Source organism: uncultured Winogradskyella sp., assembly GCF_947498005.1.
GTDB lineage: Bacteria > Bacteroidota > Bacteroidia > Flavobacteriales > Flavobacteriaceae > Winogradskyella.
Window position 1 is genome coordinate 395,502 of record NZ_CANMIW010000001.1, and the last position, 18,147, is coordinate 413,648.

Below are 18,147 nucleotides of genomic sequence, written 5' to 3' on the forward strand. Positions count from 1 at the left end.
GATTGTTTTGCAAAGGTACTATGAATAATTAGACTTCTAGAACTTCAACTGTATCATTTATATACACCAATAATATTTGTGTTACATGGAGTTGCATTCCATTTAAAACCGCTTCATAATTGTTAAGTTGATATGAATGAGATTCTTTAGCATCACCAGTTTTGTAATCTATAATTATAGCTTCATTTTTCGAATTGATATTTAATCGGTCTGGTCTTAAAAGTTGACCAGTATTTGTAATGATGTCGCGCTCGTTGTAGGTTTTAAAATCGTCTTTATAGTATGTTTCTAATTTAGGGTGGTTTAAAACTTCTAAAACTAATTTTTTTAATGATTCGCTATTCTTAGTGGTAATATCGCCAGAGATCAACAAATCTTTAAATGCAGAATCAATGTCGCCAATAGTTATTATTTTCGATAAAATTAAATGCACCAAGTTACCGCGTTCAATGGCAGATTCTTGTTGGGTGTCCCAGAGCAATCCAGATTTGGTAACAATTTTTAGGTTATGATCCTCTTTAGGAACCGAAATTAATTTAAGAGGAATGGACGTACCGTTCTTTTTTGAAACATCTTCGTTAGGTTTTAAGGTTCCATAACTGTATTCTAATTGATTGTCATTCCATTTATTATCGCTAATTAGAAAGTAAATAAACTGACCAGCATAAGTGTCTTTATTAATTATACCTTTAGAGCTTATATCCTTTTTAGAAATAATATATAATTGCTCAACGGCTCTTGTTAAAACCACATAGAGCAAATTGAGGTTGTCTAATTCTAATTGCGATTGGTGTACACTATAAATCTCTGTTCCTATTTCTCCAAAGTGCTCTACGTCTTTATTATAGTTGAGTAATAAGGTATCAAAACCATTATAGTTTTGAGCTTCAACCGGAAACCAAACCTTTGGTTCTAATTCCCTATATATATTAAGATCAGCAAACGGAAAAATAACAACAGGGAATTCTAATCCTTTAGACTTATGAATGGTCATTATCTCAACAGCATTCATATTCTCTGGTGTAACAACGCTTAGTTTTTCTGCTTTGTTTTCAAAATAATTAATAAAACCAGCAATATCTGCATTTTGTTTTTGAGTGAATTCTAATACAACATCTAAGTAAAACTGAAGGTAAGCATCAGAGTCTATATTAAGATTAAAGCATCTTACAATATGCTCTACCAATTCATATAAAGGCAATTGGAGACATTGGTTTTTATCAATATAGATATCTAGCTGTTTTAATTCTAAAAACATATCATCCAGACTTCCCTTAATGTACGAAGTGAAAAATTGGTGTTTATCTTCAATATGAAGCTGCTCAGCCAAATATGAAAGGACTTCAATTTTTAAGCTATCATTTGTAGGTTGAATTAATAATTTTAAAAATGAATTAATAAAATTAACCTTGTCAGAATTTTTTAATAATAACGTTTCCGAAGATGTAATTTTAATGCCTTTTTCATTTAAGTAATTCGCAATTGCAACACCTTCTTTTCGTTTTCTAACCAAAACACAAATATCATTTAATGGAAATCCGTTAGCCAAACATTCGTTTATAGTTGCTAAAACTTCTATGGCATATAACTCATTAATGTCATCTTCTTTTTCTGGATCTAAAAAATTCAGGCTTACGTAACCTTCAGAAGAATTGTGAGTGTTTTGTTTTGCCTTTTTAAATAAATCAGCGTAGGTAACTTCACTAAATGCCGTAGTGCTTAAATAATCAAAAAAAGAATTATTAAATTCAATTACGGCTTTTGAGCTTCTATAATTGGTCTCTAAAGACAATACCTCTGGCTCAATTTGAAAAGGATTACTAATTTTGTTACCTAGTTTTATAAACTGTTCTGCATCACCACCTCTCCATCTATAAATGGCTTGTTTGGCGTCACCAACGAGCATTGCGTCACCATTAGCTGCAGAAAGTGCATTATCTAATAAAGGTACTAAATTTTCCCATTGCATTTTAGAGGTGTCTTGAAACTCATCAATAAAATAATGTTTGAATTTTTCACCTAAACGTTCATAAATAAAGGGTGTAGGCTGTGTTTTTATTTCTTCACTTATAATAGTGTTGAATTCTGAAATCAACATTTTATTCTGATCCGATTTTAAAATATCTAACTCTTTTTTTATAGCATTTAATACTGAAAGCGGTGTAATGTTTTTATAGAATCCCTTTTTAAGCTTTAATTCAAAAATTGAAGCTTTTGAGGAGATAAAATCTTTAGCCAATTGCGGTTGAATACTTTCTATAGTTGAAGCTACATCATCAGATACGCGTTTTGGGTATATGGTATGTCCTTCTATTAAATTATTTTGCCAAGCGGTTTCAAAACCAACTTCAAAATTCTTATTACTTAATTTTTCAAAATATTTAGGAAGATAGCTGCTGCTAAAATCGTTGAATTGTAATCCTGATTCTTCGATAAGAGTTAATGCTGAACTTGCTTTACTTATGATATTTTCTTCAATTTGAAGAATCTCTTTAGATAATTGTTGCTTTAGATTTTTAAAATCTTCAAGTGTTTTGTTTTTAAAAGTTTTAATTGCAGAAAGATCATTCTCATTAACTAAAAGTTTCGAAATTTTATTAAAATCATAACTGATATCCCAGCTCTTATCATCATCTGCTTTTTCAATTGCAAAGTCGACTAATACTTGGGTTAACGTTTTGTCGTTTCCTGCTTTAGAAATCAAACTATCTACCGCTTCGTTGAGAAGCCTATCTTGGTCAAGTTCTACTTCAAAGTTTATAGGTAAATTTAAATCGTGAGCAAATGTTCTAATTACTCTATGTGTAAAACCATCAATAGTAGAAATGTCAAATGCTCCATAATTATGGATGATGTGTTTTAGAATGTTCTTAGATTTTTTTTGTAAATATTCAGGCTTAATGTCTAATTCTTTGCAAATTGCATCAAACATAGGATGCGGATTTGATAAGCTTTCCTCTAATGAAAAAGACCTTAGCATATCAATAATTCGCTCTTTCATTTCGCCAACGGCTTTGTTGGTAAATGTAATGGCCAAAATAGATTTAAATTGATTGTTGTTTTTAGCCTGAACAAGTATTTTTATATAGGCTTTAGCTAAGGTATATGTTTTGCCACTACCTGCTGATGCATCGTATATTTTGTAAGTTGAATTATGCAAGAGAAAATTTTTATACCAAAATAGGGAATCTTAATAGTTTATTAAGAGAAAATCACGCACAAAATTGTAAATTTGAGATCAAAGAAATTATTAATCAATAAAAAATATAATTATTATGGCTTTCGAACTACCGAAATTAAAATATGCTTATGATGCTTTAGAACCAAATATTGATGCTCGTACAATGGAGATTCACTATTCTAAACATCACCAAGGCTACACAAATAAATTAAATGCCGCAATTGAAGGAACTGATCTTGAGGGGAAATCAATTGAGGATATCCTTGGAAACCTAGATATGAGTAATGGAGGTGTAAGAAATAATGGTGGTGGTTTTTATAATCACTCATTATTTTGGGAAGTTATGAATCCTGAAGGAAAAGGGCGTTTGTCTGGAGAATTAAAAGATGCTATTGAAGCAGAATTTGGTTCTTTTGATGCGTTTAAAGATGCTTTTTCTAAAGCTGCAGCTACGCAATTTGGTTCTGGTTGGGCTTGGTTGTGTGTGCATAAAGGAGGGAAAGTAGAAGTTTGTTCTACACCAAACCAAGATAATCCATTAATGCCAGGTGTTACTTGCGAGGGTACTCCTATATTAGGATTAGATGTTTGGGAGCATGCTTATTATTTAAATTACCAAAACAGAAGACCAGATTATATTGAAGCATTTTTTAATGTAATCAACTGGAATGAAGTTGAAAGACGATATGCTGAAGCTAAGTAAGTTAAAGGTATTATATAAAAAAACCGAGTCTTATAAGACTCGGTTTTTTTTATGCTCAAAAATAATTTTAATTGGGAATTGGGTATGAAAAAGGGCGAACAGATGTTCACCCTTTTTGCCCCAAATCTACCATAAACTTAACCTACTTATGTTATGGTGAATCAAATATAAGAGGACAATACCTATGCAATCAATTTTTTGGATAAACGACCTATATATTAGTCTAAGCGTGGAATGCTTATGCTTTGTTTGCTGATAAGTGAAAAATAGAGGGGTTTAAGAAATTTAGACTTTAAAATTAGTCCATAAAAAAAGGTGAACGAAGTTCACCTTTTTTTGCCCCAAATCTACCATGAACTTAACCTACTTATGTTATGGTGGTACCAATGTATATTTTATTTGTTAAAACGAACCTAAATATTGGATGAAATGCATTTTTTTTGGATATAATGTCGTTTTTTTCGGTTAAAATGCTTATTCAGACTGCTATTTAGTACGCTCTTTCTTTATTTCCTTCATAAAAATTGATAAAAGCTCTGTTAACAACTCTATTACCTCCAGGTGTTGGGTAATCGCCTGTAAAGTACCAATCTCCCAAATTTTTAGGACATGCTTTGTGTAAGTTATCAACAGGTTGAAAAATAATTTTTACATCTGCATTTATAGATTCGTCACCTAATAATTCTGAAATTTTATCAGAGATTTGTTCGTCAGTAAAATTGTCATAAACCTCCTTTACGTAATTTATTACTTCAACATCTTTTAAATTGATTTGACGAATACATTTTTTATAAACGTCATCAATAATATTATATTGATTATTGTCTTTTAGCAACTCTAACGCTGCTCTAAAGGCAATTAATGATTCTAAGTTAGCCATATCAATACCATAACAATCTGGATAGCGAATTTGAGGTGCAGAAGATACCACAACAATCTTTTTAGGATTTAACCTATCCATCATTTTAATAATACTTTTCTTAAGCGTAGTTCCTCTAACAATACTATCGTCAATAATAACTAAGTTGTCATTTGGTTTTATTACCCCATAGGTAACGTCATAGACGTGTGCTACTAAATCGTCTCTACTACTATCTTCAGTAATAAACGTTCTCAGTTTTACATCTTTTATGGCTATTTTCTCAATTCTTGGGAATTCAGATAAAATCTCAGTTACTTTTTCTGCAGATAATTTCCCTCCACCATTTAAAATGGATTTTGTTTTCTTTTCGTTGAGGTGATCTTCTACACTTTCTATCATACCAAAAAACGAAGTTTCAGCAGTATTGGGAATGTATGAGAAAACGGTATTTTTGGTGTCGTTATCAATGGCGTCAAGAACTTTTGGCATTAGTAAGCGACCTAGTTTTTTACGTTCTTGATAAATTTCAGCATCACTACCTCTAGAGAAATATATACGCTCAAAGGAGCAGGCTTTGCGCTCTAACGGTTCTAATATTTTTTTAATCTTAGTTGCTCCAGATTTTTTAGTAATAATGGCATGTCCTGGATCTAATTCTTTAACAGCATCAAAAGGAACATTAAATACCGTTTGAATTACAGGACGCTCAGATGCTACAACAACAACTTCATCGTCTTTATAATAGTATGCAGGTCTTATACCAGCAGGATCTCTTAAAACAAAAGAATCACCATGACCTAATAAACCTGCCATAGCGTAACCACCATCCCAGTTTTTTGCTGCTCGTTTTAGAATTTTACTTACCTTTAAACGTTCTGCAATCAAAGGAGAACATTCGTTTTTATTGTAACCTTCCTTTTTAAGATCTCGGTAAATTTTTGAAACAGCATCATCTAAAAAATGGCCAATCTTTTCCATTACAGTAATGGTGTCTGCTTTCTCTTTAGGATGCTGACCTAAATCAATTAAGTTATCAAATAACTCATTAACATTTGTCATGTTAAAGTTACCAGCAACAATAAGGTTTCTATGCATCCAGTTGTTTTGTCTTAGAAATGGATGAACACTTTCTACACTGTTTTTACCAAATGTACCATAGCGTACATGACCTAATAATACTTCACCTATATATGGAATATGCTTTTTTTGTAAATCTACATTATCTTGATATTCAGGATTTTTTGTCAATTCATCATTAATGCGTTCATTAATTTGGGCAAAAATGTCTTGAATCGGTTGTTGCGCAATAGAGCGTACACGACTAATATAACGCTCGCCAGGTTTTGTGTCTAATTTAATACTTGCAAAACCAGCACCATCTTGTCCACGGTTGTGCTGTTTTTCCATCATTAAATACATTTTATTAACACCATAAAAAGCACTTCCATACTTTTCTTTATAATATTCTAAAGGTTTTAAAAGTCTAATGAGTGCAATTCCGCATTCATGTTTTAAAGCATCGCTCATGTTGTGTAATCTGCTATTGTTAGTGTTTAGTCTTTAAATAATTAGAATAAAAAAACGCGCTCAATTTTGAGCGCGTTTTTTTAACTTAATTCTATATCAAATTGTGTTAGACTCTTAAACTGGTCTAATCGTTTATAAATTTCTTTATCCGTTAAATTCTGCATTCGCTCTGTTCCAAATTTTTCAACACAAAACGAAGCAAGTGTGGATCCATAGATAACTGCTGTTTTCATATTTTCAAAAGAGAAATCTCCTGTTTTTGCTAAATAGCCAGCAAAGCCACCAGCAAAAGTATCACCAGCACCTGTAGGATCAAAAACTTCTTCTAAAGGAAGTGCAGGAGCATAAAACACATTGTCATCATGAAACAATAATGCGCCATGTTCTCCTTTTTTTATAACTACATATTTAGGTCCCATTTGGTGAATTTTTCTTGCAGCAACCACTAATGAGTATTCTCCTGTTAATTGTCTTGCTTCTTCATCATTTATGGTAATAACATCAACATTCTTGATTACAGAAAGTAAATCATCTAATGCAATGTCCATCCAGAAATTCATAGTGTCTAAAATGGCCAATTTTGGTTTTTTAGTCATTTGGTCTAATACACCTTGTTGTACAAGTGGGTGTAAATTGCCTAACATAACAACTTCTGAATCTTTGTAGTTTTCAGGAACAATTGGATTAAAATGTTCTAATACATTAAGCTCAGTAACTAAAGTATCACGTGAGTTCATGTCATTATGGTATTTGCCACTCCAAAAGAACGTTTTACCGTCCTTAACGATTTCTACACCTTCAATATCAATATTTCTATTTGCTAAAAGGTCTAAATATTCTTGAGGAAAATCGCCTCCAACTACAGAAACTGCAGCAGAATCAACGTTAAAATTTGAAGCAGATAAACCTATATAAGTTGCTGCACCACCAAGAATTTTATCAGTTTTTCCAAAAGGGGTTTCAATAGCATCAAATGCCACAGTACCTACAATCACTAATTTACTCATTACCTACGTTTGAATTAAGTTGCAAATTTACGTAAAATATATTCCTTGTGAAATACTAAATTTTATAAAGCTAATGAGATCTATTTTCGGCCAAAATCAGCAGGAATTTCTCCCCAAGCTTTAGTTTCCCATTTAACAATTGTTGTAGAATACTCATTGGTTTTCAACCATTGTACCGCACGATCAACTAAATCATAAACGGGTTTGTTTTTTGCATTTCGCTCTAATTTAGAATTACATGTTTTTTTTCGTACCCAACTCATAGCTGTTCTAGAGTCTGTATACATTATACGCTCACTCTTATGTTGTTTCAAAAAAGCTAAACCATGTACCAAGGCTAAAAATTCACCAATATTATTAGTCCCTTGTTCAAAAGGGCCTTGAATAAAGAGTTGTTTTTTTGTTTTAGTGTCTACACCTCTGTATTCCATTATACCAGGATTGCCACTTGAAGCTGCATCTACTGAAATAGAATTATAATTGGGTTGCCCAATTTTTTTTAATTCCGCTTCCGAGAGTTCACTTTTAAAAGATTTTGATTTTCCGATATAATCAAAATAATTCCCTTTTAATGCTTCTTTAGCAGCTTCAAAGGTTGCAAAAGATTTGTATTGCGCACCTTGAAAATCTTTTATTTGAGCTTTACAATCGTTCCACTTTTCAAAAACACCAGTTTTATGTCCTTTCCAAACGGTATAATATTTTTTTTTCTTTTTACTCATCATTCAGTTCTCATGAAAACATGAATCTTAAATTTTACCCTTCACAGTTTCGAAGGCATATTGACTTATAATTTATTAATTATGTTTTATAATAATAATTTGTCTACTACTTTAGGAAAATGCTCCATTTCTAACAAATGAATCTTTTGAGCGACATTTTCTGCAGAATCCATAGGTAAAACCTTACATTTTGCTTGAAAAATAATTGCACCTTCATCATAATTTTCATTTACATAATGTATGGTAATACCAGTTTCGGTTTCTTTGCTTTTAACTACAGCATCATGCACATGCATACCAAACATTCCTTTTCCTCCATATTTAGGCAACAATGCAGGATGAATGTTAATGACCTTATTAGGGAACTCTTTTAGTATAAATTCTGGGAACTTCCATAGAAATCCTGCTAATACTATAAGATCTGGACGCGAAGCCTTTAGTATATTTAAGACATCATCAGATTTTGAAAACGCAATTCTATTAAATGATAAGGCGCTAACTTTCAGTTTTTTACAACGATCTAAAACTTTGGCATGAGGATTGTTAGTTAGTACCTGAATAACAGACGCATTATCGCTGTTGTGAAAAAACTTTATTAAATTTTCAGCATTAGAGCCGCTTCCGGACGCAAAAATTACTACACGTTTCATTTACAGGTATATTTCTTCAATTATTCAAACAAAAAAAAGAATAATAATTAACAATTAGTAGCAAATACCAAATACTTTATCTTTATTTTTACTAAAATTAAAAACACATTTTATCGGTAAAGATGAAAATTCAAATAAAGTTTTTTATTTTTGCCATCTAATTAAAACTTAAAATTAAAAAATTATGTCAGACATTGCATCAAGAGTAAAAGCGATTATCGTAGATAAATTAGGTGTTGATGAAAACGAGGTTGTAACTGAAGCTAGCTTCACAAACGATTTAGGAGCGGATTCATTAGACACTGTAGAATTAATAATGGAATTTGAAAAAGAATTTGATATTCAAATCCCAGACGATCAAGCTGAGAATATTGCAACAGTTGGTCAAGCTGTTTCTTATATAGAAGAAGCTAAATAATAACTTTATTTTTATGGAATTAAAGCGAGTTGTAGTAACAGGTTTAGGTGCACTAACACCAATAGGAAATACCAAAGATGAATATTGGGAAGGTCTTATTAGTGGCAAAAGTGGTGCTGCACCTGTAACACATTTTGATGCTGAAAAGTTCAAAACACAATTTGCTTGTGAAATAAAAAACTTTGAAGTTACTGACTTTATTGATAGAAAATTAGCGCGACAAATGGATAAGTTTTCGCAGTATGCAATGGTTGCTTCAGATGAAGCAATTGCAGACTCAAAACTAGACCTAGAAGCGATAAACAAATTAAGAGTTGGAGTAATTTGGGGAGCTGGTATTGGTGGCTTAGAAACTTTTCAAGATGAAGTTTTAAACTATGCTGCTGGTGACGGAACACCTCGATTTAATCCACGTTTTATACCAAAAATGATTGCTGATATAGCACCAGGAAACATATCTATAAAATATGGTTTTATGGGTCCAAATTATACTACTGTATCTGCATGTGCATCTTCTGCAAATTCAATGATCGATGCTTTAAACACTATACGTTTAGGGTCTTGTGATGTGATTATTACAGGCGGAAGTGAAGCTGCAGTAACTATAGCTGGTATGGGAGGATTTAATGCTATGCACGCAATGAGTACTCGAAACGATGACCCTAAAACGGCCTCTAGACCATTTGATGCAAATCGAGACGGTTTTGTATTAGGCGAAGGAGCAGGAGCTATTGTTTTAGAAGAGTATGAACATGCTAAGGCAAGAGGAGCTAAAATCTATGCAGAAGTTGTAGGTGGTGGTTTATCTTCAGATGCATATCATATGACTGCGCCACATCCTGACGGAATTGGTGTTGTTGCGGTAATGAAAAATTGTTTAGAAAATGCTGGCCTAAATCCCGAAGATGTAGATCATATTAATACACACGGTACATCTACACCATTAGGTGATGTTGCCGAGTTAAAAGCTATATCAGAAGTATTTGGCAGTCATGCTAAAAACATAAATATTAATTCTACTAAATCTATGACTGGTCACTTGTTGGGTGCTGCTGGTGCTGTTGAAGCCATTGCTTCAATTATGGCTATGCAACATGGTATTGTGCCACCAACAATTAACCACGAAACGGTAGACGAAAACATAGATCCAGAATTAAATTTAACACTCAATAAACCTCAGAAACGAGATATAAAAATTGCAATGAGTAATACATTTGGATTTGGCGGTCATAACGCTTGTGTAGTATTCAAAAAATTAGACTAAATCCCGAATGAGCTTCATTCGTAACATATTAAATTCCCGTTCTCAAGAAGACGGGAATTTTTTTTTATTACTTAAAGAAATCCTTGGTTTTAAGCCAAAATCAAAGTCATTTTATATAAAAGCATTTACGCATCGCTCAATGAATATCAAGGACGAATTGGGTAATGCAATCAATTACGAGAGATTAGAATTTGTTGGCGATGCCATGCTTAGTTCTGTAATTGCTGCGTATTTATTTGAAAAAGTACCTCATGGAGATGAAGGGTATTTAACCAAAATGCGATCTAAAGTTGTGAGTAGAGAGCATTTAAATAAGTTGGGTGAAGAGTTACGACTTATAGATTTAGTACAAAGTAGAATTCCGATTTCAAATTTTGGAGATAATATTCACGGTAACTTATTTGAGGCTCTTGTAGGTGCTATTTATTTAGACAAAGGATATAATACTTGTGAAAAATTTATTTACAAACGTGTTATACATCCACACGTAGATATTGAAACATTAGAAGGTAAAGTAATTAGCTATAAGAGCTTATTAATAGAGTGGTGCCAAAAGGAAAAAAACACGTTTGACTATCAGGTCTATGATGACACAGGAAACGATGAACTTAAACATTTTTCTGTAAAACTTTCAATAAATGAAAAGGTGGTATCTAAAGCCAGAGCAACATCTAAGAAAAAGGCAGAGGAAAAAGCATCAAAACGTGCGTTTTTTGCGTTTCAAAATGAAATAACCAGACTTCATTAAGTATTTTTAATTCTTAAAAATTACGATAACGTTTTCGTAGATTTTCTTAAATAAGATTAACCCTTTCTTAATAAAACTAAGCTTTTATTGTACTATATTTACATCATTATGCCAATTAAACATTAAGGTTTTTAATTCTAGAATTAAAAATTGAATTAGTATCAAAGTTGTAAACATATGGCTTTACACAAACTTCAGGTAGATGATTTTTATGATGATTCCTATAAATTAATAGCAATTCATTGTAGGTTAGAAGATTATCGATTAGCTTATTTGCTCAATAAACACTTAGAGCTTAAGTTAGCACGCCAAGAAAAGGATATTGACTTTAAATATTTAGAGTCTTCATATAGCATTTTTGAATGGGATAATGAAACAGAATATATACAATGGAATTTAATTTCTAATGTATGTAAAAAGGAAGAAGTAAGTTTATCTAGTAGTGGAACTTTATTTGATAAGCCAGAAAAAGTTTTAAAAACCTTTAATCTAATTACAGAATTTAAGAAAGTTGATTTTTTTTTAAAAATTTCAGATGAAATAAATAATGTACAAGAAAAACTTATACTAAATAAACTACAAGCTATTCCGCAAATAATAACGAGTTATACGGTAAATCCGTTACAAATAAAGTCGAAAGACAATTTAATTTTTTGAATCGATGTCAAATAAAAAAACAAAAATAGTAGCTACATTAGGTCCAGCAACTAGCACTAAAGAAGTGCTAAAGGCAATGCTAGATGAAGGATGTAATGTGTTTAGGATTAACTTTTCTCATGCAGATTACAAAGATGTTGAGGAGCGCATAAAAATGATTAGAGAACTTAATGAAGAGTTTGGTTACAATGCATCTATCTTAGGAGATTTACAAGGTCCTAAATTACGTGTAGGTGTAATGAAAGGTGAAGTTGTTGTAAATGAAGGTGATGAAATTATTTTTGCAACTGGTGAGCGTTTTGAAGGAACAAAAGAGCGCGTTTATATGACCTATGATAACTTTCCTCAAGATGCTAAAGCTGGTGAGCGAATTTTATTAGATGATGGAAAGTTAATTTTTGAAGTTGTTTCAACGGATAAAAAGTCTGAAGTAAAAGCAAGAGTTATTCAAGGAGGACCTTTAAAATCTAAAAAAGGTGTTAACCTTCCTAACACAAATATCTCTCAGCCTGCTTTAACAGAAAAAGATATAGATGATGCAATTTTTGCAATTAGTCAAAAAGTAGATTGGATTGCTTTATCATTTGTCCGCCATGCGGAAGATTTAATGCAACTGGAAAGTTTAATTAATGAGCATAGTGATCAAAAAATTCCTATTATCGCAAAAATTGAAAAGCCAGAAGCTGTTGAAAATATCGACAAAATTGTTGCTTATTGTGATGGTTTAATGGTTGCACGTGGAGATTTAGGTGTAGAGATTCCTGCAGAGGAAGTACCACTTATACAAAAACAATTAGTGTTAAGAGCGAAACGCGCAAGAATTCCAGTAATTATTGCTACACAAATGATGGAAACAATGATCACAAGCCTTACGCCAACAAGAGCAGAGGTAAATGATGTTGCAAATTCCGTTATGGATGGTGCAGATGCTGTAATGTTATCTGGAGAAACATCTGTTGGTCAGTATCCTGTTCAAGTGATTCGACAAATGTCTAATATAATACGTAGTGTTGAAGATTCACCTTTAATTGAAGTGCCACAATCGCCACCACATATTCGTACTAAGCGTTATGTAACGAAAGCGATTTGCTATCATGCTGCTAATATGGCAAATGAAATTAATGCGAAGGCGATTTCTACATTAACTAATAGTGGATATACTGCATTTCAAATATCGGCATGGAGGCCTTCAGCTCATATTTTAGTATTTACTTCAAATAGGAGAATATTAACTCAGTTAAGTCTACTTTGGGGAGTTACTGCATTTTATTATGACAAATTTGTAAGTACAGATGAAACAATTGAAGATGTAAATGCCATGGCATGTAAAAAAGGCTATTTAGATGTTGGTGATATGCTAATTAGTTTAGCTGCTATGCCAATACAAGATAAAGGTATGGTAAACACCTTGCGTGTTTCGGAAATTGAAAGCTGTAGTTTTTAATTATTAATACATATTAAATATTAAAAGAGCGACTGAATATATTCAGCCGCTCTTTTTTAATGTACTAAAATTAGTTGTCATATTCACTTGTTAAAATACATGTATAATAATACAGTAATGATTACTATTAGAATTAGTAAGATATAAGTTTTTGAGTTGGAAGAATTGCTAGAAAGGACATGACTGCCCTTGGTTCGTTGAGATAGTTTATTCTTATCTTTTAATGATGTTATAGTTGGTTTTGAAATTGTTTGTCCATCGTAATAATTGGGATTCATCGTTAAATTATCGATTATATATTTACATTCCTTTAAACCTAAATTTGTTGTTTCTTTTAATTTTTTAATAGCTTGAATCTTTTGCTTGTTATTGATTAGGTTTAAAAATTCTTGTTTGTTAATAACGTTGTCATTTATTTTAATCATTTTTTAATCTTTAAAATTCAAATTTTAATTGCACACTAACCGCAGACGTATCTTCTTTTTTTACTTTTTTAATTTCTGTATTTAAATTAGATAATGATATACCTAAAAGTCGAACAGAATTATTTAGGGAATCTTGATATAATAAGTCTTTCGCTGCCTCTAAAATAATGGCTTTCTCACTGACATAGTATGGTAAAGTTTTGCTTCTAGTTTGTAATGTGAAATCACTGTACTTAATTTTTAATGTAATTGTTTTACCTGCGACTTTACTTTTATGTAATCGTTTGGTCACTTCCTCTGCGATATGGTCTAATTTTTCGAGCATAAAAATTTCTGAGGATAGATTTTTGCTAAAAGTACGTTCTGCGGCTAATGATTTTCTAATGCGATTAGGTTTTACTTCACTGTTATGTATACCACGAACTACTTGATAATAGTGGCGACCAGATTTACCAAAGTGTTCCTCTAAATATTCTGCTGATTTCAACTTTAAATCTTTTCCTGTAAAAATTCCTTTTTGGTACATTTTTTCTGCGGTTACTTTACCGACACCATAAAATTTTCTAATATCTAATTCTTCAAGAAAATGTAACACGTTTTCAGGGTTTACTGTTTTTTGACCATTTGGTTTATTATAATCACTTGCGACCTTGGCTATAAATTTATTGATGGATATACCTGCTGAAGCTGTTAAGCCTACTTCTGCATAAATACGTGTTCTTATCTTCTGAGCTAATAAAGTGGCACTAGGAAGCCCAATTTTGTTTTCTGTTACATCCAAATAAGCTTCATCTAAGGATAAGGGTTCTACCAAGTCCGTATAATCTAAAAAAATCTTTCTAATTTGTTTTGAGATTTCCGTGTAACGTGCAAAATCGGTTTTTACAAAGATTAAATCTGGACATAATTTTATGGCTAAACGACCAGACATGGCACTCTTTACGCCAAACTTTCTGGCCTCATAACTTGCTGCACTTATTACACCTCTAGTTCCTCCACCACCAACTGCTATTGGTTTTCCTTGCAATTCAGGATTATCCATTTGAGCTACAGACGCATAAAATGCATCCATATCTACATGAATTATCTTTCTAATTGGTAAATCGTTAGGCATAGTGTAAATTTAGCCAATAAATGGCTGGAAATAATAATTTTTAATCTTCTAATGATAGAAATAGAACGCAAATTCTTAGTGAAATCTGAAGCTTTTAAAACTGAGGCTTCTGCAAGTTATACCATAAAACAAGGGTTTTTAAATAGCCACAAGGAGAGGACTGTTAGGGTAAGATTAAAAAAAAATAGCGGTTTTATAACCATAAAAGGAAAATCTACATCTAATGGATTATCTAGGTTTGAGTGGGAAAAAGAAATTTCAAAACAAGAAGCAGAAAATTTGTTAACCCTTTGTGAAGATGGAATTATTGATAAAATACGCTATGAAGTTGTTTTTGGTAAACACATTTTTGAAGTAGATGTTTTCTCTGGCGTCAATGAGGGTTTGTGTATTGCAGAGGTAGAATTAAACTCTGAAAACGAGTTTTTTGAAAAACCACATTGGTTAGGTATTGAGGTTACTGGTGATATACGATATTACAATTCTCAATTAAGCAAAGATCCCTTTAAATCATGGAAATAAAAAACCTATTCAATGAATTGAATAGGTTTTAATAAATTATAGTTTTTTAGTTGTGTATTACTCTGTAGCAGCAGTTTGAGTCACAATTAAAAATTCAGAACGTCTATTATCAGCATGTTGTTCTTTTGTACAACCATTTGAACAATCTACTTTTGGTTCAGATTCTCCTTTACCTTCTCCAGAAATACGAGCTTCATCAATTCCTTGAGAAATTACATATTGAACAGTAGTTTTTGCTCTTCTATCAGAAAGATTAGCATTATAGGTTTCTGAACCTCTCTGATCTGTATGAGAAGTTGCTTTTATAACCATTTCAGGATATTTTTTCATAATCTGAACTAATTTATCTAGTTCAAAAGCGCCTTCTGCTGTTATATTAGATTTATCAAACTCAAAGTAGATAGGTGATAGTACAACCTGCTCAGCTTCAATAATTTTCTCAATAGGATCTAAGGAAATCTGAACATTAGTTTCTTCATCGTTGGTTCCTTTTACTGGTACTTTTTTACTTTCAAAGTCTTCCATTACTACTTCTAGTTCAGAATCTTTATCACACTCAACGATAAATTCTGCAATACCTTCTTCATTCGTTGTTTTAGAAACTACTTTATTGCCTTCATCATCAAATAATGACACTGATGCACCACTTATTGGCTCACGTGTTTTATCATCTAAAACCGTTGCTGAAATTAAAACATCACATAAAGGTTGTAATTTTTTAAATTCGTAAATGTCATCGCTTCCTTTTCCGCCCTCTCTGTTAGAAGATACATAACCTTCAGCGGCTTCTTCATCTATAATAAATGCAAAGTCATCTGCATTACTGTTAATAGGAATACCTACATTTCTAATAGGCGCCATTTTTCCATCAATCTCTTTAGTATAAAACACATCTAACCCTCCTAAACCTAAATGACCGTTTGAAGAAAAGTATAATGTGTTATTACTACTGATATAAGGAAACATTTCTTGTCCTTCAGTATTTACTTTTTGACCTAAGTTAATAGCTTCACCAATAGTACCATCTTCATTAATAGCAGCTTTGTAAATATCAAAATCTCCATATCCACCTGGTTGGTTTGATGCGAAGAATAATGTTTTACCATCATTACTTACTGTTGGGTTTTTAACAGAGTAGTTTTGACTATTTACAGATAAACTTTCTACAGTATCCCAATCATCACCAAGTTTAGTAGCTTTAAATAAATAAAGTTGGCTGTAACGTGTACTACTTAAAGAATCTTTTTCATACGCTTTTTCAAAATAACTTTCTCTTGAAAAATACATAGTATTACCATCTGGTGAAAACGACACAAGTCCTTCATGAAATCTTGTGTTAATTTTATTATTAGCTAATTCAGCTTCTTGATAAGAACCATCAGTATTTTTATTGATAGTATAAATATCTAAGAAAGGCTGATCATTCCACCCATAAGTTTTACGACTGTCGTTACGACTAGAGGTAATATATAACTTGTTATCTTGTAATGTTCCACCGAAGTCAGACTGAGTAGAATTAAAATCTGAATTCTGCACGTTAAACTTTTTACCTTGCTCTAAAATCTTTGGAAGGTAATTAGGATTTTTTCTAAATGCAGTTGCTCTATCATCAGCTGGACGCATTGTTGCAAATTTGTCCATTTGTGTATTAGATTCAGCATATTTTCCATTTGCTTTTAGCATTTGAGCGTATTTATAGACCATTTCTGGTTGATCTGATGTCTCCAATGCTTTTGCATAGTAGCGTTCTGCGGCTTCGGTATTAAAGATGTTATAATAGCTTTCAGCTAATTGACTGTATACATATGTATCTGCCTTACCTTCTTCTACTAATTCGTTATAACTTTCAGCAGCCTTAACAAATTCAAATCGTGCAAAGTATTTATCTGCTTTTTTTGTGCTAGCGTTTTGAGCAGTTAAGCAAAAGCTACTCATCAACGTAATAAATAATAATGTTTTAAAGTTTTTCATAATTGTTTAGCTTAACTGATTAAAAGTATCTTGGTGAACGAGAAACACGTTTTGGGAAATTAAGGTCAAATAATAAAAAGACCTCGTGTGATGCAGGTGCATACGCTTTAATATCTGACGAAATAAAGTCATAAGCATATCCAACTCTTAAGGATGGCGTTAATGCAAAATTCATCATACCAGCAACAGAATCATCGAGTCTATAAGATGCTCCAATTTCAAACTTTTTATAAAATCTAGCGTTAACATTAATATCAAATGATGTTGGCGCATCAAAAGCAGATTTTACCATAAATGATGGTTTAAGTTCTGTATTAGGAGAAAGATCGAACACATAACCACCCGTAAAGAAGTAATGCTGTGTTTCTGATCCGATTTTTAATCCGTTATTATCTAAATGAACAGAAGATAATAAGTTAGGTACAGATAATGATAAATAATACTTTTCTGTGTAATAAAAGAAACCAGCTCCAATGTTAGGCGTCGTTTCACTTATATCTTGAGCGAAGAATGGATCTGTTGGATCAACCACTTCAACACCTGTATTTAATCCTATATCGTGAAAGGTAGCACCGGCTTTAATACCAAAAGCTAATCTATGTTCTCCTCCTAATTGCAATGTATAGGATACATCTACGTACGCATTCGTTTCGGTTACTGGACCAATATGATCTGATATTACAGATAAACCAAGACCCATATTTTCGCCGACAGGTGAATGTCCGAAAAATGTTCCTGTTTCTGGTCCACCATCAATTTTTGACCATTGGTTTCTGTATAATAATCCAAAAGAAAGATTTTCTTTTGAGCCTGCATAAGCAGGGTTTATTATATTCATATTATACATGTACTGCGTGTACTGAGGGTCTTGTTGCCCATGCATTTGAAATGCTAAAAGCAAAACCGCTATAATAGAGAGTTTTTTCATTATA

16 protein-coding genes are annotated in these 18,147 nt (G+C 32.1%); 7 read left to right on the plus strand and 9 right to left on the minus strand.

The features are described 5' to 3' along the window. Positions 1 to 28: 28 nt before the first annotated feature. Positions 29 to 3,160, minus strand: a complete 3,132-nt coding sequence (locus Q0891_RS01765; RefSeq protein WP_299098343.1) for an exodeoxyribonuclease V subunit beta — start codon at positions 3,158 to 3,160, stop codon at positions 29 to 31. A gap of 115 nt (positions 3,161 to 3,275) precedes the next feature. On the opposite strand from Q0891_RS01765, the gene Q0891_RS01770 reads away from it, so the two are divergent. After that, a complete protein-coding gene (locus tag Q0891_RS01770) occupies positions 3,276 to 3,884 on the plus strand; it encodes a superoxide dismutase (protein ID WP_299098344.1) in 609 nt (202 codons plus the stop codon). Positions 3,885 to 4,374: 490 nt separating this feature from the next. Here the strand turns inward: Q0891_RS01770 and Q0891_RS01775 are convergent, their stop codons facing one another. The 4 genes from Q0891_RS01775 to Q0891_RS01790 all read right to left on the minus strand — a co-directional run bounded on the left by Q0891_RS01775 (position 4,375) and on the right by Q0891_RS01790 (position 8,652). After that, positions 4,375 to 6,273: an amidophosphoribosyltransferase gene (locus Q0891_RS01775; RefSeq protein WP_299098345.1), complete on the minus strand. Its 1,899-nt coding sequence runs from the start codon at positions 6,271 to 6,273 to the stop codon at positions 4,375 to 4,377. Positions 6,274 to 6,353: 80 nt separating this feature from the next. After that, complete coding sequence (locus Q0891_RS01780) at positions 6,354 to 7,280, minus strand: PfkB family carbohydrate kinase (protein ID WP_299098346.1); 927 nt, start codon at positions 7,278 to 7,280, stop codon at positions 6,354 to 6,356. Positions 7,281 to 7,360: 80 nt separating this feature from the next. Next, entirely contained in the window at positions 7,361 to 8,002 is a 642-nt protein-coding gene (locus tag Q0891_RS01785) for a ribonuclease H family protein (protein ID WP_299098347.1), read from the minus strand. 86 nt (positions 8,003 to 8,088) lie between these two features. Continuing rightward, positions 8,089 to 8,652, minus strand: coding sequence for a phosphoribosylglycinamide formyltransferase (locus tag Q0891_RS01790; RefSeq protein ID WP_299098348.1), 564 nt, complete (start codon positions 8,650 to 8,652; stop codon positions 8,089 to 8,091). Positions 8,653 to 8,836: 184 nt separating this feature from the next. On the opposite strand from Q0891_RS01790, the gene Q0891_RS01795 reads away from it, so the two are divergent. The 5 genes from Q0891_RS01795 (at position 8,837) to pyk (ending at position 13,183) form a co-directional block, all read left to right on the plus strand. Then, positions 8,837 to 9,070 (plus strand): acyl carrier protein, encoded by a 234-nt coding sequence (locus tag Q0891_RS01795; protein ID WP_013750595.1) that lies wholly within the window; start codon positions 8,837 to 8,839, stop codon positions 9,068 to 9,070. A gap of 13 nt (positions 9,071 to 9,083) precedes the next feature. Next, positions 9,084 to 10,334, plus strand: coding sequence for a beta-ketoacyl-ACP synthase II (fabF, locus tag Q0891_RS01800; protein WP_299098349.1), 1,251 nt, complete (start codon positions 9,084 to 9,086; stop codon positions 10,332 to 10,334). 7 nt (positions 10,335 to 10,341) lie between these two features. Beyond that, positions 10,342 to 11,082: a ribonuclease III gene (gene rnc / locus Q0891_RS01805; RefSeq protein ID WP_299098350.1), complete on the plus strand. Its 741-nt coding sequence runs from the start codon at positions 10,342 to 10,344 to the stop codon at positions 11,080 to 11,082. Positions 11,083 to 11,259: 177 nt separating this feature from the next. Continuing rightward, positions 11,260 to 11,739: an IPExxxVDY family protein gene (locus Q0891_RS01810; RefSeq protein ID WP_299098351.1), complete on the plus strand. Its 480-nt coding sequence runs from the start codon at positions 11,260 to 11,262 to the stop codon at positions 11,737 to 11,739. Between the two features lie 4 nt (positions 11,740 to 11,743). Beyond that, entirely contained in the window at positions 11,744 to 13,183 is a 1,440-nt protein-coding gene (pyk, locus tag Q0891_RS01815) for a pyruvate kinase (protein WP_299098352.1), read from the plus strand. A gap of 83 nt (positions 13,184 to 13,266) precedes the next feature. Here pyk and Q0891_RS17280 read toward each other — a convergent pair whose 3' ends face one another. Both Q0891_RS17280 and dinB read right to left on the minus strand, forming a co-directional pair. Then, positions 13,267 to 13,608, minus strand: coding sequence for a ribosomal protein L7/L12 (locus tag Q0891_RS17280; RefSeq protein ID WP_367179553.1), 342 nt, complete (start codon positions 13,606 to 13,608; stop codon positions 13,267 to 13,269). A 10-nt stretch (positions 13,609 to 13,618) separates the two neighbouring features. After that, positions 13,619 to 14,722: a DNA polymerase IV gene (dinB, locus tag Q0891_RS01820; RefSeq protein ID WP_299098353.1), complete on the minus strand. Its 1,104-nt coding sequence runs from the start codon at positions 14,720 to 14,722 to the stop codon at positions 13,619 to 13,621. 51 nt (positions 14,723 to 14,773) lie between these two features. Here dinB and Q0891_RS01825 point away from each other — a divergent pair, with 51 nt between their 5' ends. Beyond that, entirely contained in the window at positions 14,774 to 15,244 is a 471-nt protein-coding gene (locus tag Q0891_RS01825) for a CYTH domain-containing protein (protein ID WP_299098354.1), read from the plus strand. A gap of 57 nt (positions 15,245 to 15,301) precedes the next feature. On the opposite strand, the gene Q0891_RS01830 is transcribed toward Q0891_RS01825, so the two are convergent. Further along, positions 15,302 to 17,215, minus strand: coding sequence for an OmpA family protein (locus Q0891_RS01830; RefSeq protein WP_299098355.1), 1,914 nt, complete (start codon positions 17,213 to 17,215; stop codon positions 15,302 to 15,304). 19 nt (positions 17,216 to 17,234) lie between these two features. Next, on the minus strand, positions 17,235 to 18,143 hold the full coding sequence (locus Q0891_RS01835; RefSeq protein WP_299098356.1) for a type IX secretion system membrane protein PorP/SprF: 909 nt from the start codon (positions 18,141 to 18,143) through the stop codon (positions 17,235 to 17,237). Positions 18,144 to 18,147: the final 4 nt, after the last annotated feature.